This window comes from Pseudomonas sp. Q1 (assembly GCF_009935975.1).
In the GTDB taxonomy this organism is placed as follows: domain Bacteria; phylum Pseudomonadota; class Gammaproteobacteria; order Pseudomonadales; family Pseudomonadaceae; genus Aquipseudomonas; species Aquipseudomonas palleroniana.
Map to the genome: position 1 here is coordinate 243,898 of NZ_QODI01000006.1, position 26,951 is coordinate 270,848.

Genomic DNA, 26,951 nt, shown 5'->3' on the forward strand with positions numbered 1-26,951 from the left:
GTTTTTTTCTGCGTTTAAAGAGCGTTTTTAGCCTTGAACTCCCGACGCCTGCGGTGCAACACCGGCTCGGTATAGCCATTCGGTTGTTTGGTCCCTTCAATCACCAACTCCACCGCCGCCTGGAACGCGATGTTGCTGTCGAAGTCCGGCGCCAGTGGGCGGTACAGCGCATCCCCGGCGTTCTGGCGGTCGACCACCGGCGCCATGCGCTTGAGGCTTTCCAGCACCTGGGCTTCATTGACGATGCCATGGCGCAACCAGTTGGCGATGTGCTGGCTGGAGATACGCAGGGTGGCGCGGTCTTCCATCAGGCCCACATCGTTGATGTCCGGCACTTTCGAACAACCGACGCCCTGGTCGATCCAGCGGACTACATAACCCAGGATGCCCTGGGCGTTGTTGTCCAGCTCGTTGCGGATTTCTTCGTCGGACCAATCGGTGTTGGTCGCCAGAGGAATGGTCAGGATATCGTCCACCGAAGCGCGCTCGCGCTTGGCCAGTTCGGCCTGGCGTGCGAACACATCAACCTTGTGATAGTGCAGCGCGTGCAGCGCCGCCGCCGTCGGCGACGGCACCCAGGCGGTGTTGGCGCCGGCCAGTGGGTGGGCGATTTTCTGTTCGATCATCGCCGCCATCAGGTCGGGCATCGCCCACATGCCTTTACCGATCTGCGCACGCCCTTGAAGGCCGGTGCTCAGGCCGATATCGACGTTCCAGTTCTCATAGGCGCCGATCCATTTTTCCGCCTTCATGGCCGCCTTGCGCACCATCGCGCCGGCTTCCATGGAGGTGTGGATCTCGTCGCCGGTGCGGTCGAGGAAGCCGGTGTTGATGAATACCACGCGCTCGCTGGCCGCCTTGATGCAGGCCTTGAGGTTGACCGTGGTGCGGCGCTCCTCGTCCATGATCCCGACTTTGAGGGTGTTGCGCGGCAGGTTCAGCACGTCTTCGATGCGGCCGAACAGCTCGTTGGTGAACGCGGCTTCTTCCGGGCCGTGCATCTTCGGCTTCACGATATAGACCGAACCGGTGCGGCTGTTCTTGCGGCTGCTGTTGCCGTTGAGGCTGTGGATCGCCGCCAGGCTGGTGATCAGCCCGTCGAGGATGCCTTCGGGTACTTCATTGCCGGCGTTGTCGAGAATCGCGTCGATGGTCATCAGGTGGCCGACGTTGCGCACGAACAGCAGCGAACGGCCATGAAGGGTCACGTCCTGGCCATTCACGCCGGTATAGACGCGGTCAGGGTTCATCGTACGGGTGAAGGTCTTGCCGCCCTTGGCCACTTCTTCGGCCAGGTCGCCCTTCATCAGGCCGAGCCAGTTGCGGTAGATCACCACTTTGTCATCGGCATCGACGGCGGCGACGGAGTCTTCGCAGTCCATGATGGTGGTCAGCGCCGCTTCCATCAGCACGTCTTTGACGCCGGCGGCGTCGGTCTGGCCGACCGGCGTGCGGGCGTCGATCTGGATCTCGAAGTGCAGGCCGTGATGTTTGAGCAGTACGGCAATCGGCTGGGCGCTGTCGCCCTGGAAGCCGATGAGTTGCGAGTCGTCGCGCAGGCCGCTGTTGCTACCGCCCTTGAGGCTGACGATCAGCTTGCCATCGACGATCTTGTAGCCGGTGGAGTCGACATGGCTGCCCGCCGAGAGCGGCGCGGCTTCGTCGAGGAACGCGCGGGCAAAGGCAATCACCTTGTCGCCCCGCACTTTGTTGTAGCCCTGGCCCTTCTCGGCGCCATTGGCTTCGCTGATGGCGTCGGTGCCGTACAGCGCGTCATACAGCGAGCCCCAACGCGCATTGGAGGCGTTGAGGGCGAAGCGGGCGTTCATCACCGGCACGACCAACTGCGGGCCGGCCATGCGGGCGATTTCGTCATCGACGTTTTGGGTCGTGGCCTGGAAGTCTGCGGCTTCTGGCAGCAGGTATCCGATGTCTTGCAGGAAGGCTTTGTAAGCCACCGGGTCGTGGGCCTGGCCGGCGTGGGTCTGGTGCCAGGTGTCGATCCGCGCTTGGAAATCATCGCGTTTGGCGAGTAGGGCTTTGTTCTTCGGTGCCAGGTCGTGGATAACCTTGTCGGCACCGGCCCAGAACTGGTCGGCAGTGATGCCGGTACCGGGAATGGCTTCGTTGTTCACGAAGTCGAACAGGACTTTGGCGACCTGCAGGCCACCGACTTGAACGTGTTCAGTCATTGCTTGCCTCACTCTGCGGAGCTTATGCGCTTTTTCAGATTTTCATTATGTAGTGCACGGGTTTGCATACTACATGATGACTTGCGGTTGTGAAAATTAGACTAAATACGTCGTTTAGCGACCCACTTTGGTCGTACGGTCACAGCGGAGAACGTGATGTTCTCAAAAAACGATTGGATTGTTCCAGATAAATATAAAAATGGTACACGATTTGTTTTCGAGGGCGCCTGCGTCCACCTTGTAGATTGAATTCCTGAGGGCTTCGCCATGGACCATCTTGTACTCACAATTATCGCCGCCGACAAACCCGGCGTCGTGGAACGCATCGCGCATACCATCGCCACCCACGGCGGTAGCTGGCAGGAAAGCCGAATGGCGCATATGGCCGGGCAATTCGCCGGTATCCTGCGGGTCAGTGTGCCTGCTGAAAACCGTCAGCACCTGATCAATGCGCTGGAGGACTTATCCACACACGGCATTCGCGTGCTGGTGGGTGAGGGCAGTAGCGGGCAGGCAGCGACGTCCAAGTCGATCGTGATGACCCTGGTGGGCAATGACCGCTCGGGCATCGTGCGCGAGATCACAGCGTTGTTGAGCCGGCAGGGCGTGAACCTGGAGAGCCTGAGCACGGACGTACGCCCGGCCCCCATGAGCGGTGACCCGTTGTTCACGGCCGAGGCGCTGTTGCAGGTGCCGTCGACGTTATCCCTGGATACCTTGCAGGCGTCGCTGGAAACCTTGGCGGATGACTTGATGGTGGAATTGCACAACGAGGAATGATCAACCCACAGGGTTATGCATGGAAAACTTGCATGGGCTTGTGGATAACCTGTAGAGACTCGACGCCAGGCCGCGCCGGCGTTGGCTCTCCGCCTTCTGCGCAAAAAACGAGCAGTTTCAAGGGCTTGTGCACAAATGGCGGGGATCAGGTTGTGGATAACCTTGGGGTTGATGGCTGCAAGCCACGTGCTGCGTGGCTTGCAGAGGTTTGTACGTTATTTGATCAGCGCTTGCGCACGCTCATCCAGGCATCCAGGCTGTACACCACCAGCCCCGCCCAGATAAAGGCGAAGGCAAGCAGGGTGCTCGACGCCAGGTGTTCGCCAAACAGCAGCACGGCTTCCAGCAGCACGAGAGTCGGTGCCACGTACTGTAAAAAGCCCAGTGCGGTGTAGGGCAAATGCCGAGCGGCAGCGTTGAAACATACCAGCGGGATCAGCGTCACCGGGCCGGCCGCCACCAGCCACCAGGCTTCGGAGGTGCCCCAGAACTCCAGTTGTGCGCTGTGGGCCGAGGGGTTGAACAGCAGCCATGCGATGGCGATCGGGACCAGCATCCAAGTCTCTACGACCAGCCCAGGCAGCGCTTTGACGGGCGCCTGTTTGCGGATCAGCCCGTAGAAGCCGAAGGTCAGCGCCAGCGCCAAGGACACCCACGGCAAACTGCCCACCTGCCACACCTGTTGCGCCACACCCACCGCCGCCAGCCCGACGGCGACCCACTGCAGGCGGCGCAAGCGCTCGCCCAGGATCAACATGCCCAGCAGTACATTGACCAGCGGGTTGATGTAGTAGCCCAGGCTCGCTTCCAGCATGCGCCCGCTGTTCACCGACCATACGTAAGTCAGCCAGTTGGCCGCAATCAATGAGCCGCTGAGTGCCAGGATAGCCAGGCGCTTGGGGTTGTCGCGCAGTTCGCGCAGCCACCCCGGGTGTTTCCACACCATCAACAGCAAGCCACCGAACAGCGCCGACCACAACACACGGTGCACGATGATTTCGGCGGCGGGGACGCTGGCGATGGCTTTGAAGTAGAGCGGGAACAGACCCCAGATGACATAGGCGCTCAGGCCCAGGATGTACCCCTTGCGGGGGTTGGCGGCTTGCATTGCAGAATCCTTGCTTAGGCAGCTAACAAAGGCGTGATTGTAAGGACATTTGTCTGCCAATGGGATTGGCTTTGCTTATGTGGGAGGGGCAAGCCCCCTCCCACATAAGGCGGTCAGAACAGTTTCAGGGGGTCTTCGTTGAGGGCGGCCAGTTGCTCGCGCAACGCCAGCACCTGATCGCCCCAATACCGTTCACTGCCAAACCAGGGGAAGCTGTGGGGGAACGCCGGGTCGTCCCAGCGCCGTGCGAGCCAGGCGCTGTAATGCATCAGGCGCAGGGCACGCAGGGGTTCGATCAGGGCCAGTTCCCGTGGGTCGAAGTCGTGGAACTCCTGGTAGCCGTCCATCAGTTCCGACAGTTGGCCAAGGCATTCTTGCCGGTCACCGGCGAGCATCATCCACAGGTCCTGCACCGCCGGGCCCATGCGGCAGTCGTCGAGGTCGACGATATGGAACATCTCATCGCGGCACATCATGTTGCCGGGGTGGCAATCCCCGTGCATGCGGATGTTCGTGTGTGGGGTGGCTTTGTATACCTCTTCCACGCGCTTGAGCAGGTCGCGGGCGACGGACTCATAGGCCGGCAGCAGGCTTTTGGGAATGAAATTGCCTTCGAGCAGCGTGGTGAGGGAGTCGTGGCCGAAGTTCTTCACGCCCAGGGCTTCGCGGTGTTCGAACGGGCGGGTGGAGCCTACGGCATGCAAACGGCCGAGCAGTTGCCCGAGACGATAGAGTTGGTCGAGATTGCCCGGCTCCGGCGCGCGGCCACCCCGCCGGGGAAACAGGGTGAAACGGAAGCCTGCATGTTCGAACAGGCTTTCACCGTTGTGGATCAATGGGGCGACCACCGGCACCTCGCACTCGGCCAGTTCGAAGGTGAAGCGATGCTCTTCGAGGATGGCCTCGTTGCTCCAGCGCTGGGGGCGATAAAACTTGGCGATCAGCGGCTCAGAGCCTTCGATGCCCACCTGATACACGCGGTTTTCGTAGCTGTTGAGCGCCAGCACACGGGCGTCGCTGAGGAAACCGATGCTCTCGACCGCGTCGAGGACCAGGTCAGGGGTGAGTGTTTCAAACGGGTGGGCCATGCGAACTCCTGCGCGCAGCAGGGCGCCGCGTCCGGCCGGGTATGGTAACGCACCAGGCTTGAGATAGCGCGCCTGTGCCATCGCTATTGGGAGCAAGCCCCGCCCACAATTGCCGGCGTACACGCGGTCAACTGTGGGAGGGGGCTTGCCCCCGATGAGGCCCTATCAGGCGCCGATAATGCCGCCATCATCCCGCCGAATCGCCATCACCGAAGACCTCGGCTTGCCATTGGGCAGATGCTCCGGCCAGGTCGAACCGCCGGTTTCGCCGGGATGCTGGATCCCCACAAACAGCGTCTTCTGGTCCGGCGAAAAGCTGATCCCGGTGACTTCACACGCCACCGGCCCGACCATGAACCGGCGGATTTCTCCGGTGGCCGGGTCGGCACACAGCATCTGGTTATTGCCCATGCCCGCGAAGTCACCGGCATTGCTGTAGTCGCCGTCGGTCAGGATCCACAAGCGCCCGGCCTGGTCGAACCCCAGGCCGTCGGGGCTGTTGAACATGTTTTGCGGGTTGATGTTGGAGGAACCGCCCTTGGGCGTACCGGCGTGTACGCCTGGGTTACCGGCGACCACAAACAGGTCCCAGGTGAATTCGTGGGCGCCGTGGTTATCCTGATCAGCTTTCCAGCGCAGGATCTGACCGTAGACGTTTTTCTCCCGTGGGTTGGGCCCGCCCACTGGTTGGCCGTCTTCCCCGCGTTTGGCATTGTTGGTGAGTGTGCAATAGACCTGGCCATCAGTGGGGCTGACCACAATCCACTCCGGGCGGTCCATGCGGGTGGCTTTCACCACGCTGGCGGCCAGGCGCGCATGGATCAGCACCTCGGCCTGGCTGGCGAAACCGCTGCCGGCATCAATACCGTTTTTGCCATGGGTCAGCTCCACCCATTGGCCCTTGCCCTTGGGGTGGTCGGCGTTGCCATCGCCCGCGTCGAAGATCGCCACATATAAGGTGCCGTGGTCGAGCAGGTTTTTGTTGGCCTTGGGGTTGTTGTGGTTGATCGGGTCACGGCTGACGAACTTGTAGATGAACTCACCGCGCTCATCGTCGCCCATGTACACCACGGCGCGGCCGTCGCGGGTTTCAGCCAGCGCCGCGTTCTCGTGTTTGAAACGGCCCAGGGCGGTGCGCTTGACTGGGGTGGATTGCGGGTCGAACGGGTCGATTTCCACCACCCAGCCGTGACGATTGAGTTCGTTGGGGTTCTTGGCCATGTCGAAGCGCGGGTCATGCTGATGCCAGTTGATGTCTTTGCTGGCCGCTGCCACGCCATAGCGTTTTTGCCCGGCGTCGAAGCTTTGTTGTGGGTTGCTGCTGCCGAAGCAGTCGGTGAAGTTCTCTTCGCACGTCAGATAAGTGCCCCACGGTGTCTTGCCGTTGGCGCAGTTCTGAAAGGTACCGAGGACTTTTTTACCCGACTTGTCGGCACTGGTTTGCAACCAGGCATGACCCGCGGCCGGGCCGCTCAGGCGGATTGGCGAATTGCCGTGGATGCGGCGGTTGTAGCGCGAGTCCTGGACGAACTGCCAGGTGTCACCTTTGCGCCGCACTTCGATGACCGAAACGCCTTCGCTGGCCTGGGCCTTGCGCACCTCTTCAGCCGATTGCGGCGCGCCGCCGTGGGCGTAGAGGTAGCGATAGTTGGTGTATTCGTTGTTGATCGCCATGAGCGCACGGTTGTTGTCGCCGGGGAAGGCGAACAGGCTCATGCCATCGTTGTTGTCACCGAACTGTTGCTCCTGGGCTTTGGCGGTCCCGTTGCCGGAAGGGTCGAAAGCCGGCGCGCCCTTGTGCAACGGCTGGCCCCAACTGATCAGCACCGACGCGCTGTAGCCCGGCGGCAAGGTGATGGTGTCGCTGCTGGCGGCGGCGATGCCGGTAAACCCCAGCAACGGGCTGGCGGTGGTCGCGTTAATGGCCAGGGCACTGCGGCTGAGCAGGTTGCCGCCCAGGAACATCGCGGCACCGCAGAGGGCACCGGCACCGATGAAGCGGCGGCGGGTGAGGCCGACCATCTGCTCCAGGTCGGTGGCTTGGTTTTCTTCTAACAGGCTCATTTCAGGCTCCCTCTGCGGTTTTTGCAGACACCTTAAGGAGCCCTCGTGACGAATTTGTTGCAGTTTGAAGGCGCGGCCGCGTTATACCGGCGTGCCCAGCAATACATTGTTCGGGGCGAACTGCACCTGGATGGGCTGGTTCTCGGAAGCGCCCAACGCTTCGAGCGCGGCAGGCTGCGCCAAAGCGCATAACACCAGGCCGTTGGGCAAGGTGATGCGCACTTCGCTGGGGCCGTCATCGGCGGCGAGAATCGTGTCGATAATGCCGCTCATGCAATTGTGTCCAGGTGTTGCAGCTTGTCCGATAGCGAGCAGTTCCAGCCAACCGGCCTTGATCAACGCGACCACTTCCACACCCACTGCCAGTTCCAGCCGCCGGGTACTGTCGTGAGTGATTTGCGCGTCAATATTCAAGCCAGCGGCCAGTTGCAGGCGAATGGTGTCGTTGCGGCCATGCTGTTCAATGGCGATCACCTGGCCATGCAATTGGTTACGTGCGCTGGTGCGCAGCATCAAGCGTCCCAGCAGATTGAAGTCACTGGCATCCTCGTCGGAGCCGAGCACTTGGGCCTGCAGCGCCTGCAAGCGCTGGTAGAGGCGTAATACGCGCTCACCTTCGGCGGTCAACTTGGCTCCGCCGCCGCCTTTACCACCGACGCTGCGTTCCACCAGCGGCTTTTGCGCCAGGTTGTTCAGCTCATCGATGGCGTCCCAGGCGCCCTTGTAACTCAGGCCGGCGCTCTTGGCGGCGCGGGTGATTGAGCCTTGCTCGGCGATATGCGCCAGCAAGGCAATGCGCTGTGGACGGCGGACAATGTGTTGGCTGAGCAGGGTGGGTAGCGACATGGGAACACACTTCGATGGAATGAGTGGACGTTGCCGCCCCGGTGCCAGGGAGTCAAGTTACGCGCCCGGTTTGGGTGTGCGGGCCAGGCAGTACACGTCGACCTGGCGCGCACCGGCGTCCCTCAACAATTGTGCGAGGCTGTGCGCGGTAGCGCCGGTCGTCAGTACGTCGTCCACCAGGGCGAAATGCCGGCCTTGCACCTGGGCGTCGGCGGCCAAGGCGAAGGCGCGAAACAGGTTGCGCTTGCGCGCCTTGGCGTCGAGCGCCTGTTGCGCCACGGTTTCATGGGGGCGCAACAACAGGTGTTCGTCGCAGCTGAGGTTGAGGGCGTTACCGAGCCAGCGGGCCAGCATCAACGCCTGATTGAAACCGCGCTCGCGCAAGCGATGACGTGCCATCGGCACGGGCAGCAGGCAGTCGGGCCGGATGATTTCAGCGTTGTCGAGACGATGTTGCACGTGGTGCCCCAGCAAGCGCGCAAGCATATGGCCCAGTGGCCATCGCGACTGGTGCTTGAAGCGGCTGATCAAGGTGTCTACCGGGAAGCCGTAGGTCCAGGGCGCAATCACCTGTTTAAAGGCGGGCGGATGTGTCTGGCATTGGCCGCAGGTCAGCCCCTCCATCGACAGCGGCAGGGCGCACACGTTGCACTGTTCCATCAGCCACGGCAGCTCGGTTTCGCAGGCGTTGCACACACAATCGGCTGATTCGGTCGCCTCATCGCAGATTAAACAGGTGTGTATGTTTTTTGACCAGATGTAAACTTGGTGTTTGTGGTCTGGTTGACAGTGCATGATTCTTCCTTAAATATGCCGAGCATCCGTGTCGCGCCTGTGGGTATTGCCCTTCCCGCAGCGCTTGCCAAAGCATAATCAAGGAATCGCCCATGAGCGCCAGCACCTCTGCCACCCTGCGTCACGACTGGTCTTTAGCCGAAGTTAAAGCACTGTTCGTGCAACCATTCAATGACCTGTTGTTCCAGGCGCAGACCGTGCACCGCGCGCATTTCGATGCCAACCGCGTGCAGGTGTCGACCCTGCTGTCGATCAAGACCGGCGCCTGCCCGGAAGATTGCAAATATTGTCCGCAGTCGGGCCACTACAACACCGGCCTGGAAAAAGAAAAACTGATGGAGGTGCAGAAGGTCCTTGAAGAGGCCGCCCGCGCCAAGGCCATCGGCTCCACGCGCTTCTGCATGGGCGCCGCGTGGAAGCACCCGTCGGCCAAAGACATGCCCTACGTGCTGCAGATGGTCAAAGGCGTGAAGGCCATGGGCCTGGAAACCTGCATGACCCTCGGTCGTCTCGACCAGGACCAGACCCAAGCCCTGGCCCAGGCCGGCCTTGACTACTACAACCACAACCTCGATACCTCGCCGGAGTTCTACGGCTCGATCATCACCACCCGCACCTACAGCGAGCGCCTGCAAACCCTGGCCTATGTACGTGATTCGGGGATGAAGATCTGCTCGGGCGGCATCCTCGGCATGGGCGAGTCCCTCGATGACCGTGCCAACCTGTTGATCCAACTGGCCAACCTGCCGGAGCACCCGGAGTCGGTGCCGATCAACATGCTGGTGAAGGTGGCCGGTACGCCGTTGGAAAACGCTGACGACGTTGACCCGTTCGACTTCATCCGCATGCTCGCCGTGGCACGCATCCTCATGCCGCAGTCCCATGTGCGGCTGTCGGCCGGGCGTGAGGCGATGAACGAGCAGATGCAGGCCCTGGCGTTTTTCGCCGGCGCCAACTCGATCTTCTACGGCGACAAACTGCTGACTACCGCCAACCCGCAGGCCGACAAGGACATGCAACTGTTCTCGCGCCTGGGCATCCTGCCGGAAGCCCGCGAAGAGCACGCCGATGAAGTGCATCAGGCGGCGATCGAGCAGGCGCTGGTCGAGCAAAAGAGCAGCGAACAGTTCTATAACGCTGCCGTCTGATTGAAATGCAATCCAAATGTGGGAGGGAGCAAGCCCCCTCCCACATTTGATCGCGCTCAGTCTCCAGTCTTTGAGTCTACCGAGGCCTGCATGTCTTTCGATCTCGCCGCGCGCCTCGCTGCCCGCCGTGCCGAACACCTCTATCGCCAACGCCCGCTGCTGGACAGTCCCCAAGGCCCGCAAGTGGTGGTCGACGGCCAGCCGCTCCTGGCGTTCTGCAATAACGATTACCTGGGCCTGGCCAACCACCCTCAAGTGATCGAAGCCTGGCGCGCCGGAGCGTCCCGTTGGGGCGTGGGCGGCGGCGCTTCGCACTTGGTGGTTGGCCACGCCACACCTCACCATGCATTGGAAGAAGCCTTGGCCGACCTCACCGGTCGCCCACGGGCCTTGCTGTTTACCACCGGCTACATGGCCAACCTCGGCGCGGTCACGGCGCTGGTGGGGCAAGGCGATACGGTGCTGGAAGACCGCCTCAACCACGCTTCGCTGCTGGATGCCGGCTTGCTCTCGGGTGCGCGTTTCAATCGTTACCTGCACAACGATGCCGATAGCCTTGCCAAGCGCTTGGAGAAGGCGACCGGCAATACCCTGGTGGTCACCGACGGCGTGTTCAGCATGGACGGCGATCTGGCGGACCTGCCCGCATTGGCCCGTGCAACCCAGGCCAAAGGCGCCTGGCTGATGGTGGATGACGCCCATGGCTTCGGCCCGTTGGGTGCCCACGGCGGTGGGATCGTCGAGCATTTTGGCTTGAGCCAGGCAGACGTGCCGGTGTTGGTGGGCACCCTGGGCAAGGCGTTCGGCACTGCCGGGGCTTTTGTGGCCGGTAGTGACGACCTGATCGAAAGCCTGATCCAATTCGCCCGCCCGTACATCTACACCACCAGCCAACCGCCGGCCCTGGCTTGCGCCACCTTGAAAAGCCTCGAGCTGCTGCGCACCGAACATTGGCTGCGTGAGCACCTCAACGGCTTGATCCGCCAGTTCCGTCAGGGCGCCGAGCAGATCGGCCTGGCGTTGATGGACAGCTTCACGCCGATCCAACCAATCCTGATCGGCGACAGCGCCAAGGCCATGCGCCTGTCGCAGATGTTGCGCGAGCGCGGCTTGATGGTCACCGCGATCCGCCCACCCACCGTGCCGGTCGGCAGTGCGCGTTTACGCGTCACATTGACGGCGGCCCACAGCGAGGCCCAGGTGCAGCTATTGTTAACGGCATTGGAAGAGTGTTTCCGCTTGTTAGGCGCCACGGAGCCCGACCATGCGTGATCGACTGATATTGCTGCCCGGTTGGGGCCTCGGCGTGTCACCGCTGGAGCCTCTGGCCGCCGCTTTGCAGGGCCTCGACGAACACCTGCAGGTGCAGATCGAACCGTTGCCGGTACTGGACTCCAGCGAGCTGGATGACTGGCTCGACGAACTCGACGCCACGCTGGCGGACAACGCCTGGCTGGGCGGTTGGTCCCTGGGCGGCATGCTGGCGTCCGAATTGGCGGCGCGGCGCGGTGAGCGCTGCTGTGGTTTGCTGACGTTGGCGAGCAACCCGTGTTTTGTCGCCCATGCCGGCTGGCCGAGCGCGATGCCCGGCGAAACCTTCGATGCGTTCCTCGCCGGTTGCCATGCCGACTCCCAAGTCACCCTCAAACGCTTCGGCCTGTTGTGCGCCAAGGGCGCCGAAGACCCGCGCGGGTTGTCGCGTTTGTTGGTCAGCGGCGCGCCGCATACACCTTCCAGCGTGTTGATGCCCGGTCTTGAACTGCTCGCCCGGCTTGATACCCGCGCCGCTTTGCAGGCCTTTCGCGGTCCGCAGTTACACCTGTTTGCCGGCCTGGACGGGCTGGTACCGGCCGAAGCGGCCGGTGATCTATTGGCCTTGCTGCCCGATGTTGAAATCGGCCTGATTGAACAGGCCGGCCACGCTTTTCTTCTGGAAGACCCTCACGGTGTTGCGGGGGCCATCCAGGCTTTTTTGCATGAGTGCGTTGATGACTGATTTATCCCTGCCCCCTCTGCCGGGTGGCTTGCCGGACAAGCGCCAAGTGGCCGCGTCGTTTTCCCGCGCAGCCGCCAGTTACGACAGCGTGGCCGAGTTGCAGCGTGCGGTGGGCACCGCGTTGTTGGCTCGCCTTCCGCTGGCCCTAACGCCACAGCGCTGGCTGGACATGGGTTGTGGCACCGGTTTTTTCAGCCGTGTGTTGGCTGAGCGGTTGCCCGACAGCCAGGGCGTGGCGCTGGATATCGCCGAAGGTATGCTCAATCACGCCAGGCCCTTGGGCGGCGCGGGGTATTTCATTGCCGGGGATGCCGAGCGCTTGCCGCTTAAAGCTCAGAGCCTGGGGCTGATCTATTCCAGCCTGGCGGTGCAGTGGTGTGCAAATTTCGACGCGGTGCTCAGCGAGGCCCGTCGCGTGCTGCAACCCGGCGGCGTGCTGGCATTCGCGAGCTTGTGTGTGGGCACATTGCATGAGTTGCGCGAAAGCTGGCGAGCGGCGGATGGCCTGGTGCACGTCAACCGTTTCCGTGCCTTCGAGACGTATCAACAGCTCTGCGCCGCCAGCGGCCTGCGCGTCGTCAGCCTGGAGCGCCAACCCCATGTGCTGCACTACCCGGACGTACGCAGCCTGACCCACGAACTCAAAGCGTTGGGCGCGCACAACCTCAACCCGGGCCGCCCGGGAGGGTTGACGGGCCGCGCGCGGATTGCTGCACTGGTGAACGCTTACGAGCAGTTCCGTCAGGCCCAGGGCCTGCCTGCCACGTATCAAGTGGTGTACGCCGTGCTGGAGAAACCTCTATGAACGCCGCTTACTTCATCGCCGGTACCGACACGGATGTGGGCAAGACCACCATTGCCGCGGGCCTTTTGCATGCCGCCCGCCTCGCGGGTAAAAGCACCGCTGCGGCAAAGCCGGTCGCCTCGGGTTGCCAGATCACGCCCAAAGGGCTGCGCAATAGCGACGCCCTGGCGCTGTTGGCTGAATGCTCGTTGCCGTTGACCTATGCCGAGGTCAACCCGGTGGCATTCGAGCCGGCCATCGCGCCCCATCTGGCGGCGCGGGAGGCCGGTGTTGCGCTGACGGTGCAGTCGCTGTTGCAACCGATGCAGCACATACTGGCGCTGCAGGCGGATTTCACCTTGATCGAAGGCGCGGGTGGCTGGCGGGTGCCCTTGGCCGATCAAGCCAACCTATCGGATTTGGCCATGGCGCTGAAGTTGCCGGTGATCCTGGTGGTGGGTGTGCGTCTGGGCTGCATCAGCCATGCCTTGCTCACCGCCGAGGCCATTGCCCGCGATGGGTTGCCGCTGGCGGGGTGGGTGGCGAATATCATCGATCCCAAGACCTCTCGTCTGGAAGAGAACCTTGCCACCCTGGCTGAACGCTTGCCGGCGCCGTGCCTGGGGCGAGTGCCGAGACTCAAGCAGGCCGGGGCCGAAGCGGTTGCCGCGCACCTGGAACTGGATCTGCTTGACTGATTTTGGCTATAACAGGGCAATAGGCCATTAGTGTTTTTGACGGGCCTTTTGCCGGAATGTCTGCTTCAATTCATCTTCATGATTCTCTAAAGGCAGGCTTACGCCATGGAAATCTCTGGAAGCAGCGCGTTTTATTCGGGACTGAGCACCATCCAGACCGGGCAGAACCGTGTCGACCAGGCCGCCGGCAACATTGCCAGCGCCGCGACGACCCAGCCCTCTGACGCCCAACGCGACCGTGTGCAAGCCAACGGTCGTGCCCAGCCCACCAACTCGGCGAGCGATATGGTCGAGATGGCCCAAGGCAAGTTTCAAGTGGAACTGGGCGTGAAAGTCGCCAAGGCTTCGGACGAAATGCTTGGCACCTTGATCGACACCTACGCTTAACCCTTGCGCCTATCTGCTCTCCTGTGGGAGCGGGCTTGCTCGCGAAAGCGGTGTGTCAGTCTTTGATGGATTGACTGACACACTGCATTCGCGAGCAAGCCCGCTCCCACATTTGTTCTACGTCATCCTGACGAACTTCTAAACTCCTTTGACAGTGGCAACCCGCCGCAGGCCCTGACGTGCGTGTCGTTGATGCGTGTCATGACAAATGGCGCCTGGACGATGCTTGACAACCCCAGGTCGTAAACGTATGTTTCAAACACCTGTTTGACCGCCACAACAAATCCACGCGGTTGTTCATCCCAGATACATCAGCAGAGGTTTATCGCTATGCCTGACTACAAGGCCCCCTTGCGTGATATTCGCTTCGTTCGTGACGAACTGCTCGGTTATGAAGCGCACTATCAGAGCCTGCCGGCTTGCCAGGACGCTACCCCGGACATGGTTGACGCCATTCTTGAAGAAGGCGCCAAGTTCTGTGAGCAAGTGCTGGCACCGTTGAACCGCGTGGGTGACATCGAAGGGTGTACCTGGAGCGAGTCAGGCGTTAAGACCCCTACTGGTTTCAAGGAAGCCTACAAACAGTTCGTCGAGGGCGGCTGGCCAAGCCTGGCCCACGATGTGGAGCACGGTGGCCAAGGCCTGCCGGAGTCCCTGGGCCTGGCTGTGAGCGAAATGGTCGGTGAGGCCAACTGGTCGTGGGGCATGTACCCTGGCCTGTCCCACGGTGCAATGAACACCATCTCCGAACACGGCACGCCTGAGCAGCAAGAGGCTTACCTGACCAAGCTGGTTTCGGGCGAGTGGACCGGCACCATGTGCCTGACCGAACCGCACTGCGGCACCGACCTGGGCATGCTGCGCACCAAGGCCGAACCTCAGGCTGATGGTTCCTACAAAGTTTCCGGCACCAAGATCTTCATCTCGGCCGGTGAGCACGATATGGCCGATAACATCGTCCACATCGTCCTGGCGCGCCTGCCGGACGCACCGGCCGGGACCAAAGGTATCTCGCTGTTTATCGTGCCTAAGTTCCTGCCGAATGCAGACGGCTCGATCGGTGAGCGCAACGCCGTGACCTGTGGTTCCCTGGAACACAAGATGGGCATCCATGGCAACGCTACCTGCGTGATGAACTTCGACGCGGCCACCGGTTTCCTGATCGGCCCGGCGAACAAAGGCCTGAACTGCATGTTCACCTTCATGAACACCGCTCGCCTGGGTACCGCACTGCAGGGCCTGGCCCATGCTGAAATCGGCTTCCAGGGCGGCCTGAAATATGCGCGTGATCGCCTGCAAATGCGCTCCCTGACCGGCCCGAAAGCGCCGGACAAAGCGGCCGACCCGATCATCGTGCACCCTGACGTGCGCCGCATGCTGCTGACCATGAAAGCCTTCGCCGAGGGCAACCGTGCGATGGTGTACTTCACCGCCAAGCAAGTGGATATCGTCAAGTACGGCACCGACGACGAAGCCAAGAAACAGGCCGATGGCCTGCTGGCCTTCATGACCCCAATCGCCAAGGCGTTCATGACCGAAGTCGGTTTTGAAGCGGCCAACCACGGCGTGCAGATCTACGGTGGCCACGGCTTTATCGCCGAGTGGGGCATGGAGCAGAACGTTCGCGACAGCCGCATCTCGATGCTGTACGAAGGCACCACCGGCATCCAGGCCCTGGACCTGCTCGGCCGTAAAGTGCTGATGACCCAAGGCGAAGCGCTCAAGGGTTTCACCAAGATCGTGCACAAGTTCTGCCAGGCCAACGAAGGCAACGAAGCCGTCAAAGAGTTCGTCGCACCGCTGGCTGCACTGAACAAAGAGTGGGGCGAGTTGACCATGAAGGTCGGCATGGCCGCGATGAAAGACCGTGAAGAAGTCGGTGCCGCCTCGGTGGACTACCTGATGTACTCCGGTTACGCGTGCCTGGCTTACTTCTGGGCCGACATGGCGCGCCTGGCCGCCGAAAAACTGGCTGCCGGCACCACCGAAGAGGCGTTCTACACCGCCAAGCTGCAGACTGCGCGCTTCTACTTCCAGCGCATCCTGCCGCGTACCCGCACTCACGTTGCAACCATGCTGTCGGGCGCCAACAACCTGATGGACATGAAAGAAGAAGACTTCGGCCTGGCTTACTAAGCCTTACCGGGTTCTCCTGAAAACCGCCGCTCCTTCGGGAGTGGCGGTTTTTTATTGGGTGCGATAAAAAACACAGCGCAGCACTCAGGGATTGGGGTTGGCTGCCGTTACAGTGATGGCAATGTGATACAGGTCACATTGAATGTGCTTAACTGTGCGCAGTGAAGGCACTGTGCCATCTTTATCGGCGGGTCGGAGCTTTACCCTTGTCACGCGTGTCCGCTGTACGTTTCAGCCATTTTCTCCCCTCGTTGCTGCTATTGCTGGCCGGGCTCTCGGCTGCGTATGTCAAAGACCTCAATGTCTTCTTCACTTCGCTGTTCAACGTGCTGCCGACCTTGGTGCTGTTGCTCGGTGGTTCGTATTGCGCGGTGTATCGGCGCCAGCGTGAACTGTTCCTGATGATCACGGTGTATATCACCTACTTCTTGCTGGACACCCAGACGGACTTTTACCGCGACAATGGCCGCGTGCGTGAAGACGCCGCCGTGGTGTTTCATCTGTGTTGCCTGCTGTTGCCGCTGTTGTTCAGTATCTACGCGCTGTGGCAGGAGAAGACCCACCTGTTTCGCGACTTCATTGCCCGGTGTGCGGTGCTGATCGCCGTGGGCAGCGTTGCGCTGGCCCTGGAGCAGAGTTTCCCGCAGGCCTTGCTGAACTGGCTGGCGGAAATTCGTTGGCCGGCGCTGCATGGCAGCTGGATGAGCCTGATCCAACTCTCTTACCCGATGTTCCTGGTCGGCTTCCTGACCCTGGCCGCCCAGTACTGGTACCAGCCCCGTCCGTTGCACGCCGCGCAGTTGGTCGGGTTGTTGGGAATGTTCTGGATGTTGCCGCAAACCTTCATCCTGCCATTCACCCTGAACATCATGTGCAGCCAGGTGATGTTGATGATTGCCGCCGGTGTGGCCCATGAGGCCTATCAAATGGCGTTTCGCGATGAGCTGACCGGCTTGCCCGGGCGGCGCGCGCTCAACGAACGCATGCAGCGACTGGGGCGCAACTATGTGTTGGCGATGAGCGACGTCGACCACTTCAAACGCTTCAACGACACCCATGGCCACGACGTGGGCGACCAGGTCCTGCGGCTGGTCGCCAGCAAGCTGTCCAAGGTCAATGGCGGCGGGCGTGCCTACCGTTATGGCGGTGAAGAATTTGCCGTGGTGTTTGCCGGCAAGACCCTGGATGAGTGCATGCCGCACCTGGAAGAGATCCGCGAGATCATTGCCAACTACGACATCAAGTTGCGCAACCCGGACCGTCCCCATGACGATCATCAGGGCCGTCAGCGTCGCACAGGCAGCGGGGCGTCCAGTGTGTCGGTGACCGTCAGCATCGGCGTGGCCGAGCGCCAGGCCGAGCAGCGCACGCCGGAAGAGGTGCTCAAATCCGCCGACGAAGCCCTGTACTCCGCCAAGGGGGCCGGGCGTAATTGCGTGGTCGCGGCCGGGCAGACCCGGCGTGGCGCGGTGCGTATGGAGCGCGCTGCCGGTTGAGTGATGGCGCTGTATTCAGCGGTTCTACAGTGATTGTTTGCAGTCTTGGCCAGCAGTAGGTTGAAAGTATCTGCTGCCGGAGACATCGCCATGCCTGACTACAAAGCTCCCCTGCGCGACATGCGCTTTCTGATCGACAACGTGTTTGATTTCCATGGCCACTATGCGGCGCTGGGGGCTACGGATGCCACGCCGGACATGGTCAGTGCGATCCTCGAAGAAGGCGCCAAATTCTGCGAAAACGTGCTCGCACCGCTCAACCGCAGCGGTGATGAAGAAGGCTGCCATTTCGACAATGGCGTGGTCACCACCCCCAAGGGCTTCAAGGAAGCCTTCGCCCAGTACGTGGACGGCGGCTGGCACGGCGTGGCGGCCGATCCGGCCTACGGCGGCCAGGGCCTGCCGCCATCCTTGGGCCTGGTGCTGAGCGAAATGATCGGCTCCAGCAACACGTCCTGGGGCATGTACCCCGGCCTGACCCATGGTGCCATGACGGCGATCCACGCCCATGGCACCGACGAGCAGAAAGCCACTTACCTGAACAAACTCACCGCCGGCGAGTGGACCGGCACGATGTGCCTCACCGAAGCCCACTGCGGCACCGACCTGGGCCTGATCAAGACCCGCGCCGTGCCGCAGGCGGACGGCAGCTATGCGGTCACCGGCAGCAAGATCTTCATCTCGGCCGGCGAGCACGACATGAGCGCCAATATCATCCATCTGGTACTGGCCAAGCTGCCGGATGCGCCAGCGGGCACTAAGGGTATTTCCTTGTTTATCGTGCCCAAGTTCCATGCGGAATCGGGTGAGCGTAACGCGGTGCACTGCGGCTCCATCGAACACAAGATGGGGATCAAGGGCTCGGCCACGTGTGTGTTGAACTTCGACGGTGCCAGGGGCTTTCTGATTGGCGAGGCCAACAAAGGCCTCAACTGCATGTTCACCATGATGAACCACGCACGGCTGGGCACCGGCATGCAGGGCTTGTGCAACGGTGAAGCGAGTTTCCAGGGCGCGATCAAATACGCCAACGACCGCCTGCAAATGCGCTCGCTGACCGGCGCCAAGGCCCCGGACAAAGCCGCCGACCCGATCATCGTGCACCCCGACGTGCGGCGCATGCTGCTGACCATGAAAGCCTTCAACGAGGGCAACCGCGCATTGACCTACTTCACCGCGCAATTGCTCGACACCGCGCATCTGAGCCACGACGCCGAGCAGCGCCAGGCCGCTGAAGACCTGTTGGCCTTCCTTACCCCGATCTGCAAAGCCTTCATGACCGAGACCGGGCTGGAGGTGACCAACCACGGTATGCAGGTGTTCGGCGGCCATGGCTACATCCGCGAGTGGGGCATGGAGCAATTGGCGCGGGATGCGCGGATTGCACCGATCTATGAAGGCACCAACGGCATCCAGGCGCTGGATTTGCTGGGGCGCAAGGTGCTCGGCAGCCAGGGCAAGTTATTGCGTGGCTTTACCCGGATCGTGCATCAGTTCTGCGCGGCGCATGCCGAACATCCGCAGCTCAAGGCCCATGTGGAGCAACTCGACCAGTTGAACCAGCAGTGGGGCGAGTTGACGATGAAAGTCGGTATGGCGGCGCTGAAAAACCCGGATGAAGTGGGCGCTGCGGCCGTGGATTACCTGATGTACAGCGGCTACATCATCCTGGCGTACCTGTGGCTGCGTATGGCCATTGCCGCGCAAGCGCAAGACGACATCGAGTTCGCCAAGGCCAAGCTGGGCACCTGCGACTTCTACTTCAAGCGCCTGCTGCCCCGTACAACGGGCCACCGCGCCGCCGTGGAAGCCGGCAGTGAGTGCCTGATGAGTCTGTCTGCGCAAGCATTTGCATTGGAGTGACTTAAAAATACCAATCAGTCACAAGTGGACCCTATGTGTCTTAAAAGTTGTTCGGGTACACTCGGGGCTCATAAAACCGATCCCTATCGAATCACTTTTCACGTTCTCACGAGGTTTGCCATGGCTGATTACAAAGCGCCGCTGCGTGATATGCGCTTCGTCCTCAACGAAGTGTTTGAGGTCGCCAATACTTGGGCCCAATTGCCGGCATTGGCGGACACCGTGGATGCCGAAACCGTTGAGGCCATTCTCGAAGAGGCCGGCAAGGTGACCGCCAAGTCCATCGCGCCGCTCAGCCGGGGTGGCGATGAGCAAGGCTGCCGCTGGGCGGACAGTGCGGTCAGCACGCCGGAGGGTTTCCCACAGGCCTATAAAACCTACGCCGAAGGCGGCTGGGTGGGTGTCGGGGGTGACCCTGTCTTCGGCGGCATGGGCATGCCCAAAGCCGTGTCGGCGCAAGTCGAAGAAATGATCAACTCGTCGAGCCTGGCGTTCGGCCTGTATCCGATGCTGACTTCCGGCGCCTGCGTATCGATCAATACCCATGCCAGTGAAGAGCTGAAAGCCGCTTACCTGCCGAAGATGTATTCCGGCGAGTGGGCCGGCTCCATGTGCCTGACCGAAGCCCATGCCGGTACGGACCTGGGGATGATCCGCACCAAGGCCGAGCCTCAGGTGGACGGTTCCTACAAGGTCAGCGGCACCAAGATCTTCATCACCGGTGGCGAGCACGATCTCACCGAAAACATCATCCACCTGGTGCTGGCCAAGCTGCCGGATGCACCGGCGGGGCCCAAGGGGATTTCGCTGTTTCTGGTGCCGAAGTTCATGGTCAATGCCGACGGCAGCCTGGGCGCGCGTAACCCGGTGACTTGCGGCTCGATCGAACACAAGATGGGCATCCAGGCGTCTGCGACCTGCGTGATGAACTTCGACGAAGCCGTGGGCTACCTGGTCGGCGAGCCAAACCGTGGCTTGGCGGCGATGTTCACCATGATGAACTACGAGCGTCTGGGCGTGGGTATCCAGGGCCTGGCGTCCGGCGAGCGCTCCTACCAGAACGCGATCGAATACGCCCGCGATCGCCTGCAAAGCCGTGCACCGACTGGCGCCCAAGCCAAAGACAAGGCCGCCGACCCGATCATCGTGCACCCGGACGTGCGGCGCATGCTGCTGACCATGAAGGCCGCGAACGAAGGTGGCCGTGCGTTCTCCACCTATGTGGCGACGCAGTTGGATATCGCCAAATTCAGCGAAGATGCCGCCGCTCGCGAACGCGCCGATAACCTGGTGGCGTTGTTGACCCCGGTCGCCAAGGCGTTTCTCACCGACTTGGGCCTGGAAACTACCGTACTCGGCCAGCAAGTGTTCGGCGGCCATGGCTACATCCGCGAGTGGGGCCAGGAACAATTGGTGCGCGACGTACGCATCACCCAGATCTACGAAGGGACCAATGGCATTCAGGCTCTGGACCTGATGGGGCGCAAGATCGTGGGCAGCGGTGGCAAGTTCTACAGCCTGTTCGCCGACGAAGTCCGTCAGTTCATCGCCACGGCGAATGCCGAACTGGCCGAGTTCACCCGCCCACTCAGCGCAGCGGTGGATAACCTGGATGAATTGACCGCCTGGGTGCTGGACCGCGCCAAGACCAACCCGAATGAGATCGGCGCGGCGTCGGTGGAATATCTGCACGCGTTTGGGTACATGGCCTACGCCTACATGTGGGCACGCATGGCCAAGGCAGCGCTGGGCAAAGAGGCTGAGGAAGATTTCTACGCCAGCAAACTGGGCACGGCGCGCTTTTACTTTGCACGCCTGTTGCCGCGTATCCACTCATTGAGCGCGTCGGTAAAAGCGGGCAGCGAATCGCTGTATTTGCTGGATGAGGCACAGTTCTAACGGCTTGGAGGGCGTGTAAGCAATCTCTTACATGACGTGCTGCTATTCGTCCTCTATCGCCAAATTGGATCCACCGATAATCTACTTCACATGGACGTCGCGCAGGAAGCGCAAAGCAACAACACGGACACGTAGGATTCTGCCAGGACGGCGGAGTGAAATGGATGTCAGGGAAACAGTCTGCAAAGCCCCGCTTCGGCGGGGTTTTCTTTTGCCCGCGAAAAAGTCAGGCGCTTGCCTGCGGGGCATTCATCACGCCTTCCAGCAGCGTGCGCAGCAAGGCCACGGTCGCCTGCTGTCGTTGTAGATCACGGCACACCAAGCCCACTTTCAGTGGCACCCTGGGTTCACTCAAGGGTTTCCACAATAAGGCCTTGCTGTTGTGCTCGTCCTGGGAGCGCCCTGGCAGCACCGTGGCCAATTTACTGTGGGGCAGGCTGTCGAGAATGCCCACCATGGTGTTGAGCTCTGCCTGCACTTGCGGGCGCCGCCCGAGGTTGGACAGTTGGCCTTGCCAGATCTGGCGCACTTGAAACTCTTCGCCCAACAGCAACATCGGTAATTCGGCCGCCTGTTTCAGCGAGACTTTCTTGAACTCGCGCAGGGGGTGGTCTTCGGGGATCACCACCTTCAATTCATCCTCATACAGCAGCGTGCCGTGCAGCCCCGGCTGGCGTGGCGGCAGATAGCTGATGCCAATGTCCAACGAACCGTTGAGCAGGCGCCGTTCAATTTCAAGCCCCGTCAGTTCGTAGATTTGCACGACCAAATGAGGCTGCGCCTTGCGCACACGCTCCAGCATTTGCGGAACAAGGCTGGTGTGCACCGTCTGCAGCACGCCGATGGCCAAGGTACGCATCGCCTGGCCCTTGAAGTTGCCCAAGGCTTCAACGGCTTGCTGCATGCCATCGATCAGCGGCAAGGCATGGTTGTACAACGTATGAGCGGCCAGGGTAGGTAACAGGCGCTTGCTGCTGCGCTCGAACAGGCCCACATCCAGGTTCTGTTCCAACTGGCGGATCTGTTGCGACAACGCCGGTTGAGAGATCGAAAGGCGTTCAGCGGCACGGCCTACGTGGCCTTCCTCATACACCGCGACGAAATAACGCAGTTGCTTGAAATCCATAAGACTTACTTATCGAAAAAGCTGGAAAATCGAAATGGCCGTCGGCCCTGCAGACGCCTAGTCTAGCGCCTATTCACAGGGCGTACAGGGCCGGATCGGGCAATGAACAGCGTTTATGTTGATAGCGTTTACATAGGCAAGACAAAAAACCGCAAGGCAGTGTCGGCACCCTGCACCGATCAAGGTCGGGTTGCTATTGGAGGTGAGCTGTGAATCTGTTCCGTCGCCCCGCGCCGAGCCTGGACGATCTGATTCTGGACACTGCCGGCAATGACCTTTCCAGCGCGCGCCTGATGCCCACCGTTGCGCGCCCGCCACAGGTGTTCGTGCGCGGCCAGGGCTCCTGGCTCTGGGACAGTGATGACCGCGCCTACCTCGATTTCAGCCAGGGCGGTGCCGCCAACAGCCTCGGCCACAGCCCGCAGGTATTGATCAAGGCGCTCTCGGATCAGGCTCAAGCACTGATCAACCCGGGTAATGGCCTGTACAACCGCCTGCAACTCAACCTCGTCGAGCGCCTGTGCGAACACACCGGCAGCGACCAGGGCTACCTGCTCAACAGCGGCGCGCAAGCCTGCGAAGCGGCGATCAAGCTGGCGCGCAAATGGGGCCAACTGCATCGGGGTAGTGCTTATCGCATCATCACCGCCGGCAACGGCTGCCATGGCCGCAGCTTCGCGGCCATGTCGGCGTCGTCGGGCGGCTGTGACAACCGTTTCGAACCGCAGTTGCCTGGGTTCAGCCATGTGTCGTTCAACGATCTACCCGCCCTGCACGCCGCCGTGGATGCCGGTACTGTCGCCATCATGCTGGAACCTATCCAGGCCGAAGCCGGCGTGATTCCCGCCACCGAGCACTACCTCAAGGGGGTTGAGCGCCTATGCCGTGAGCTGGGCATCCTGCTGATTCTTGATGAAGTGCAAACGGGCATCGGTCGCTGTGGCGCCTTACTTGCTGAACAGCAGTACGGTATACGCGCCGACATCATCATGCTCGGCAAGGGCTTGGGCGGTGGCGTGCCGCTGGCGGCCTTGTTGGCGCGCGGCAAAGCCTGCTGCTTCGAGGTCGGCGAGCTGGAGGGCACGCATCATGGTAATGCGCTGATGGCATCGGCCGGTCTGGCGGTTCTCGATACGGTGCTGGAGCACGGTTTCCTGGAGCAGGTGCGTGAGTCTGGCTGTTACCTCGGCGAAGGTCTCGCCCGCCTGGCCTACCGTTACGACCACGGCCAATTACGCGGCCAGGGTCTGATGTGGGGCCTGACGTTGTCGGATGATTCTGCGGATGCCGTCGTAAAGGCCGCCCTGCACGAAGGTCTGATCCTCAATGCCCCGCAACCCAACTGCCTGCGCTTCACTCCGGCGCTGACCGTGAGCAAAAGCAACATCGACGAAATGCTCCTGCGCCTGGCCCGCGCCTTTTCTCGCGTGCGTACCGCACAACTGCAATGCCGCAAGGGCATCGCCGTTTAATCCCTTATTCCTGAACCGTCTCGCGGCCTACGCGGCGCCTCCAGCCTGATTCTTTTGGCTGGGGGCGTTTTTTTGTCTGCGAAATTTTTGGACTGAAATTGTTGATTGAGCATCAGTGAAAACAATGGCTTTTTGGCAAGCGTCGGCAAGGACTGCCGACGAGGGGGCAGAGAGCTTTTGCGTGCCCGCGTTTCTAGTCTATACCACTGAGTGGTATGTTTGTGGGAAGCTTTAAGCGCGGCACAAGTCCAGCAACTACTGGACCTCAAGGAGTTTGTGGAGATACATCATGATCAAAAAGTATGAAAGTGAAGCGCTGGAATCTGTTCATAAATCGGCCCAGGCGCTGCACTCGATAGGGGCAATCAGCAAAACCACTCTACGTGAGTTCGACGAGATGTGCCTTGCAACGGTCCCGGCGCAAATTCCAGCCGAACAGATCAAGCAGCTGCGTGAAAGCAGCCATGTGAGCCAACCTGTTTTCGCGCGTTACTTGAACACCAGTGCCTCCACGGTCAAAAAATGGGAATCTGGTGAGAAACAGCCCAGCGGCATGGCGCTCAAGTTGCTGAGCATCGTAAAGAAGCACGGGTTGGAAATTCTGGCTTGAAGATGGCCCAATGCCAGAACCCACTGAACCCTCGCAAACCCCCACGGTCGATTAGCTACACGGCTCACACGAGCCGATTTCTTGGAGCTGACCCTATGGATTTCATTCGTATCATCATTGCCATCCTGTTGCCGCCACTGGGCGTGTTCCTGCAAGTGGGGTTCGGTGGCGCGTTCTGGCTGAATATCCTGCTGACCCTGTGCGGCTACATCCCGGGCATCGTGCATGCGGTGTACATCATCGCCAAGCGCTGAGGCCTTCAGCCTTTGGCGATGAGTCGTGAGTTGCGCTCGTTGCGAAAGGCCAGTTGCTCAATCGTCTGAGTAGCGTGTTCGGCCTCCTCCCGCGCCTGCAGGATGATGCCGTGCTGCTCGGACTTGCTGCACACCGGGTCGGCATTGCTCGCATCCCCGGTCAGCATAAAGGCCTGGCAGCGGCAGCCGCCGAAGTCCTTTTCCTTTTCGTCACACGAACGGCACGGTTCGGGCATCCAGTCGTAGCCGCGAAAGCGGTTGAAGCCGAACGAGTCGTACCAGATGTGCTGCATGCTGTGATCGCGCACATTCGGAAATTGCACCGGCATCTGTCGGGCGCCGTGGCAGGGTAGGGCGGTACCGTCCGGTGTCACCGTCAGAAAGAGACTGCCCCAGCCGTTCATGCAGGCTTTTGGGCGCTCCTCGTAGTAATCCGGGGTCACGAAGATCAGCTTGCAGGGGTGCCCTTGGGCTTCAAGCTTGGCACGGTACTCGTTGGTGATGCGTTCGGCGCGCACCAACTGCTCTTTAGTTGGCAGCAACCCCACGCGATTGAGTTGTGCCCAGCCATAGAACTGGCAGGTGGCGAGTTCGACGAAGTCGGCTTCCAGCGCGATGCACAGCTCGATGATACGGTCGATCTTGTCGATATTGTGCCGATGGGTGACAAAGTTCAGCACCATCGGATAGCCATGGGCCTTGACCGCACGGGCCATTTCCAGTTTTTGCGCGAAGGCCTTTTTGGAGCCGGCCAGCAGGTTGTTCACCTGTTCATCGCTGGCTTGGAAGCTGATCTGGATATGGTCCAGGCCGGCTTTTTTGAAGTCGCTGATTTTCTGTTCGGTGAGGCCGATGCCGGAGGTGATCAGGTTGGTGTAGAACCCCAACTGGCGTGCCTCGGCGATCAGCTCTGCGAGATCCTGGCGCACCAGCGGTTCACCGCCGGAAAACCCCAGTTGTGCCGCACCCATTTCCCGCGCTTCGCGAAACACCTTGATCCACTGCTCGGTGCTCAGCTCCTTGCCCTGCTCGGCAAAATCCAGCGGGTTGGAGCAATACGGGCATTGCAACGGGCAGCGGTAAGTCAGCTCGGCGAGCAACCATAGCGGCAGGCCGACAGCGGGTTTTTCAGGCAAGGTTGATCCAGTGCTCAGCACGGGCGACCTCCATGAATTGCTCGATGTCTTCACCGAGTTCAGGCACACAGGGAAATTGTTTTTCCAGCTCGGCGATGATGGCCGCGACGTCGCGCTCACCGTCGATCAACCCCCCGATCAAGGCGGCGCTGTCGTTGAGCTTGATCATGCCTTCAGGATAGAGCAACACATGGCCTTTTTGCGCAGGCTCGTACTGGTAGCGATAGCCTTGGCGCCAGGTCGGTTTTTTGCTGCGATCAAAGCTCATAGGGTGATCCCTTTATGCCACACCCGTTGCTCGGTCACGCTGTGATAGGGCGGGCGGTTGAGTTCATAGGCCATGCTCATGGCGTCCAGCATGCTCCACAAAATATCCAGTTTGAACTGGAGTATTTCCAGCATGCGCTCCTGGCCTTCGCGAGTCGTGTAGTGCTGCAGGGTGATCGCCAGCCCGTGCTCCACGTCGCGACGGGCCTGGCCCAGGCGCGTGCGAAAATATTCGTAGCCGGCTGGATCAATCCACGGGTAATGCTGCGGCCAACTGTCGAGGCGCGACTGGTGGATCTGCGGGGCGAACAGCTCGGTCAGCGAACTGCTGGCGGCTTCTTGCCAGCTGGCGCGACGGGCGAAGTTGACGTAGGCATCCACCGCAAAACGCACACCGGGCAGCACCAATTCCTGGGAGCGTAGTTGATCGGGGTCGAGACCGACCGCCTGGCCCAGGCGCAACCAGGCTTCGATCCCACCGTCTTCGCCGGGTGCGCCGTCGTGGTCAAGCAGGCGTTGAATCCACTCGCGGCGGATTTCACGGTCCGGGCAGTTGGCCAGGATCGCCGCGTCTTTCAGCGGGATATTTACCTGATAGTAAAAGCGGTTGGCGACCCAACCCTGGATCTGCTCGCGGGTGGCGCGGCCTTCATACATCGCCACATGGTACGGGTGATGGATATGGTAGAAGGCGCCCTTGGCCCGCAGGGCCTTTTCAAATTCTGCGGTGTTCATCGGTCTTTCAGTCATAAGAAGTCTCCTGCAGGAGCGAGCTTGCTCGCGAAGGTGGTTAACGATGACGGGGC

Annotated in this window: 24 protein-coding genes; 14 read left to right on the forward strand and 10 right to left on the reverse strand. The window is 61.1% G+C overall.

Going from position 1 to position 26,951, the window contains the following annotated elements; all coding sequences use genetic code 11:
• Nucleotides 1-14: 14 nt before the first annotated feature.
• Nucleotides 15-2,192, reverse strand: a complete 2,178-nt coding sequence (locus DK870_RS11905; RefSeq protein ID WP_161548705.1) for a malate synthase G — start codon at nt 2,190-2,192, stop codon at nt 15-17.
• 267 nt (nt 2,193-2,459) lie between these two features.
• Between DK870_RS11905 and DK870_RS11910 the strand changes: the two genes are divergently transcribed.
• Entirely contained in the window at nt 2,460-2,972 is a 513-nt protein-coding gene (locus DK870_RS11910; protein ID WP_060753339.1) for a glycine cleavage system protein R, read from the forward strand.
• A 223-nt stretch (nt 2,973-3,195) separates the two neighbouring features.
• Here DK870_RS11910 and rarD read toward each other — a convergent pair whose 3' ends face one another.
• The 5 genes from rarD to DK870_RS11935 form a co-directional block, all read right to left on the reverse strand.
• A complete protein-coding gene (rarD, locus tag DK870_RS11915) occupies nt 3,196-4,080 on the reverse strand; it encodes an EamA family transporter RarD (protein ID WP_060753338.1) in 885 nt (294 codons plus the stop codon).
• 113 nt (nt 4,081-4,193) lie between these two features.
• Entirely contained in the window at nt 4,194-5,168 is a 975-nt protein-coding gene (locus DK870_RS11920) for a serine/threonine protein kinase (protein WP_161548706.1), read from the reverse strand.
• A 165-nt stretch (nt 5,169-5,333) separates the two neighbouring features.
• A complete protein-coding gene (locus DK870_RS11925) occupies nt 5,334-7,232 on the reverse strand; it encodes a PhoX family phosphatase (protein WP_161548707.1) in 1,899 nt (632 codons plus the stop codon).
• An 81-nt stretch (nt 7,233-7,313) separates the two neighbouring features.
• The gene (locus DK870_RS11930) at nt 7,314-8,078 is read right to left on the reverse strand and encodes a TOBE domain-containing protein (RefSeq protein ID WP_161548708.1); all 765 of its coding nucleotides are present in this window, start codon (nt 8,076-8,078) and stop codon (nt 7,314-7,316) included.
• Between the two features lie 57 nt (nt 8,079-8,135).
• Nucleotides 8,136-8,873 (reverse strand): ComF family protein, encoded by a 738-nt coding sequence (locus DK870_RS11935; RefSeq protein ID WP_161548709.1) that lies wholly within the window; start codon nt 8,871-8,873, stop codon nt 8,136-8,138.
• A 92-nt stretch (nt 8,874-8,965) separates the two neighbouring features.
• Here DK870_RS11935 and bioB point away from each other — a divergent pair, with 92 nt between their 5' ends.
• From bioB to DK870_RS11985, 10 genes are all read left to right on the forward strand, one after another.
• Nucleotides 8,966-10,021 carry a biotin synthase BioB gene (gene bioB, locus DK870_RS11940; protein WP_060753333.1) on the forward strand — a complete coding sequence of 352 codons (1,056 nt, stop codon included), beginning with the start codon at nt 8,966-8,968 and terminating at the stop codon, nt 10,019-10,021.
• A gap of 90 nt (nt 10,022-10,111) precedes the next feature.
• The gene (bioF, locus tag DK870_RS11945) at nt 10,112-11,293 is read left to right on the forward strand and encodes an 8-amino-7-oxononanoate synthase (protein WP_161548710.1); all 1,182 of its coding nucleotides are present in this window, start codon (nt 10,112-10,114) and stop codon (nt 11,291-11,293) included.
• Complete coding sequence (locus DK870_RS11950) at nt 11,286-12,017, forward strand: alpha/beta fold hydrolase (protein ID WP_090368396.1); 732 nt, start codon at nt 11,286-11,288, stop codon at nt 12,015-12,017. Before bioF ends, DK870_RS11950 begins: the two co-directional genes overlap by 8 nt.
• On the forward strand, nt 12,010-12,822 hold the full coding sequence (bioC, locus tag DK870_RS11955) for a malonyl-ACP O-methyltransferase BioC (RefSeq protein ID WP_090368398.1): 813 nt from the start codon (nt 12,010-12,012) through the stop codon (nt 12,820-12,822). Before DK870_RS11950 ends, bioC begins: the two co-directional genes overlap by 8 nt.
• Entirely contained in the window at nt 12,819-13,499 is a 681-nt protein-coding gene (bioD, locus tag DK870_RS11960) for a dethiobiotin synthase (protein ID WP_161548711.1), read from the forward strand. The genes bioC and bioD overlap by 4 nt, the downstream gene beginning before the upstream one ends.
• Nucleotides 13,500-13,604: 105 nt before the next feature.
• Nucleotides 13,605-13,886, forward strand: a complete 282-nt coding sequence (locus DK870_RS11965) for a pyrroloquinoline quinone biosynthesis protein PqqE (RefSeq protein WP_161548712.1) — start codon at nt 13,605-13,607, stop codon at nt 13,884-13,886.
• 330 nt (nt 13,887-14,216) lie between these two features.
• Nucleotides 14,217-16,022 (forward strand): phenylacyl-CoA dehydrogenase, encoded by a 1,806-nt coding sequence (locus DK870_RS11970; RefSeq protein ID WP_104994856.1) that lies wholly within the window; start codon nt 14,217-14,219, stop codon nt 16,020-16,022.
• Between the two features lie 206 nt (nt 16,023-16,228).
• On the forward strand, nt 16,229-17,518 hold the full coding sequence (locus DK870_RS11975) for a diguanylate cyclase (RefSeq protein ID WP_090368401.1): 1,290 nt from the start codon (nt 16,229-16,231) through the stop codon (nt 17,516-17,518).
• A 90-nt stretch (nt 17,519-17,608) separates the two neighbouring features.
• A complete protein-coding gene (locus tag DK870_RS11980) occupies nt 17,609-19,381 on the forward strand; it encodes an acyl-CoA dehydrogenase C-terminal domain-containing protein (protein ID WP_161548713.1) in 1,773 nt (590 codons plus the stop codon).
• Nucleotides 19,382-19,501: 120 nt separating this feature from the next.
• Nucleotides 19,502-21,280 (forward strand): acyl-CoA dehydrogenase C-terminal domain-containing protein, encoded by a 1,779-nt coding sequence (locus tag DK870_RS11985; protein ID WP_161548714.1) that lies wholly within the window; start codon nt 19,502-19,504, stop codon nt 21,278-21,280.
• A 226-nt stretch (nt 21,281-21,506) separates the two neighbouring features.
• On the opposite strand, the gene DK870_RS11990 is transcribed toward DK870_RS11985, so the two are convergent.
• Nucleotides 21,507-22,406: a LysR family transcriptional regulator gene (locus DK870_RS11990; protein WP_090368407.1), complete on the reverse strand. Its 900-nt coding sequence runs from the start codon at nt 22,404-22,406 to the stop codon at nt 21,507-21,509.
• Nucleotides 22,407-22,615: 209 nt separating this feature from the next.
• Here DK870_RS11990 and DK870_RS11995 point away from each other — a divergent pair, with 209 nt between their 5' ends.
• From DK870_RS11995 to DK870_RS12005, 3 genes are all read left to right on the forward strand, one after another.
• Nucleotides 22,616-23,878, forward strand: coding sequence for an aminotransferase class III-fold pyridoxal phosphate-dependent enzyme (locus tag DK870_RS11995; RefSeq protein WP_161548715.1), 1,263 nt, complete (start codon nt 22,616-22,618; stop codon nt 23,876-23,878).
• 289 nt (nt 23,879-24,167) lie between these two features.
• Complete coding sequence (locus DK870_RS12000) at nt 24,168-24,488, forward strand: DNA-binding transcriptional regulator (RefSeq protein ID WP_060757257.1); 321 nt, start codon at nt 24,168-24,170, stop codon at nt 24,486-24,488.
• A 95-nt stretch (nt 24,489-24,583) separates the two neighbouring features.
• Nucleotides 24,584-24,742, forward strand: a complete 159-nt coding sequence (locus DK870_RS12005) for a YqaE/Pmp3 family membrane protein (protein ID WP_003228885.1) — start codon at nt 24,584-24,586, stop codon at nt 24,740-24,742.
• A 5-nt stretch (nt 24,743-24,747) separates the two neighbouring features.
• On the opposite strand, the gene pqqE is transcribed toward DK870_RS12005, so the two are convergent.
• The 3 genes from pqqE to pqqC are packed head-to-tail and all read right to left on the reverse strand — an operon-like array spanning nt 24,748 to nt 26,895.
• Nucleotides 24,748-25,878 (reverse strand): pyrroloquinoline quinone biosynthesis protein PqqE, encoded by a 1,131-nt coding sequence (pqqE, locus tag DK870_RS12010; RefSeq protein ID WP_060757258.1) that lies wholly within the window; start codon nt 25,876-25,878, stop codon nt 24,748-24,750.
• Nucleotides 25,871-26,146, reverse strand: coding sequence for a pyrroloquinoline quinone biosynthesis peptide chaperone PqqD (pqqD, locus tag DK870_RS12015; protein WP_161548717.1), 276 nt, complete (start codon nt 26,144-26,146; stop codon nt 25,871-25,873). The genes pqqE and pqqD overlap by 8 nt, the downstream gene beginning before the upstream one ends.
• Nucleotides 26,143-26,895, reverse strand: coding sequence for a pyrroloquinoline-quinone synthase PqqC (pqqC, locus tag DK870_RS12020; protein ID WP_060757260.1), 753 nt, complete (start codon nt 26,893-26,895; stop codon nt 26,143-26,145). The genes pqqD and pqqC overlap by 4 nt, the downstream gene beginning before the upstream one ends.
• Nucleotides 26,896-26,951 lie beyond the last annotated feature (56 nt).

Bases quoted from the DNA above. Each gene is read 5' to 3' on its own strand.
- DK870_RS11905 (WP_161548705.1), bottom strand. From the start codon at position 2,192: ATGACTGAACACGTTCAAGTCGGTGGCCTGCAGGTCGCCAAAGTCCTG.
- DK870_RS11910 (WP_060753339.1), top strand. From the start codon at position 2,460: ATGGACCATCTTGTACTCACAATTATCGCCGCCGACAAACCCGGCGTC.
- rarD (WP_060753338.1), bottom strand. From the start codon at position 4,080: ATGCAAGCCGCCAACCCCCGCAAGGGGTACATCCTGGGCCTGAGCGCC.
- DK870_RS11920 (WP_161548706.1), bottom strand. From the start codon at position 5,168: ATGGCCCACCCGTTTGAAACACTCACCCCTGACCTGGTCCTCGACGCG.
- DK870_RS11925 (WP_161548707.1), bottom strand. From the start codon at position 7,232: ATGAGCCTGTTAGAAGAAAACCAAGCCACCGACCTGGAGCAGATGGTC.
- DK870_RS11930 (WP_161548708.1), bottom strand. From the start codon at position 8,078: ATGTCGCTACCCACCCTGCTCAGCCAACACATTGTCCGCCGTCCACAG.
- DK870_RS11935 (WP_161548709.1), bottom strand. From the start codon at position 8,873: ATGCACTGTCAACCAGACCACAAACACCAAGTTTACATCTGGTCAAAA.
- bioB (WP_060753333.1), top strand. From the start codon at position 8,966: ATGAGCGCCAGCACCTCTGCCACCCTGCGTCACGACTGGTCTTTAGCC.
- bioF (WP_161548710.1), top strand. From the start codon at position 10,112: ATGTCTTTCGATCTCGCCGCGCGCCTCGCTGCCCGCCGTGCCGAACAC.
- DK870_RS11950 (WP_090368396.1), top strand. From the start codon at position 11,286: ATGCGTGATCGACTGATATTGCTGCCCGGTTGGGGCCTCGGCGTGTCA.
- bioC (WP_090368398.1), top strand. From the start codon at position 12,010: ATGACTGATTTATCCCTGCCCCCTCTGCCGGGTGGCTTGCCGGACAAG.
- bioD (WP_161548711.1), top strand. From the start codon at position 12,819: ATGAACGCCGCTTACTTCATCGCCGGTACCGACACGGATGTGGGCAAG.
- DK870_RS11965 (WP_161548712.1), top strand. From the start codon at position 13,605: ATGGAAATCTCTGGAAGCAGCGCGTTTTATTCGGGACTGAGCACCATC.
- DK870_RS11970 (WP_104994856.1), top strand. From the start codon at position 14,217: ATGCCTGACTACAAGGCCCCCTTGCGTGATATTCGCTTCGTTCGTGAC.
- DK870_RS11980 (WP_161548713.1), top strand. From the start codon at position 17,609: ATGCCTGACTACAAAGCTCCCCTGCGCGACATGCGCTTTCTGATCGAC.
- DK870_RS11985 (WP_161548714.1), top strand. From the start codon at position 19,502: ATGGCTGATTACAAAGCGCCGCTGCGTGATATGCGCTTCGTCCTCAAC.
- DK870_RS11990 (WP_090368407.1), bottom strand. From the start codon at position 22,406: ATGGATTTCAAGCAACTGCGTTATTTCGTCGCGGTGTATGAGGAAGGC.
- DK870_RS12000 (WP_060757257.1), top strand. From the start codon at position 24,168: ATGATCAAAAAGTATGAAAGTGAAGCGCTGGAATCTGTTCATAAATCG.
- DK870_RS12005 (WP_003228885.1), top strand. From the start codon at position 24,584: ATGGATTTCATTCGTATCATCATTGCCATCCTGTTGCCGCCACTGGGC.
- pqqD (WP_161548717.1), bottom strand. From the start codon at position 26,146: ATGAGCTTTGATCGCAGCAAAAAACCGACCTGGCGCCAAGGCTATCGC.
- pqqC (WP_060757260.1), bottom strand. From the start codon at position 26,895: ATGACTGAAAGACCGATGAACACCGCAGAATTTGAAAAGGCCCTGCGG.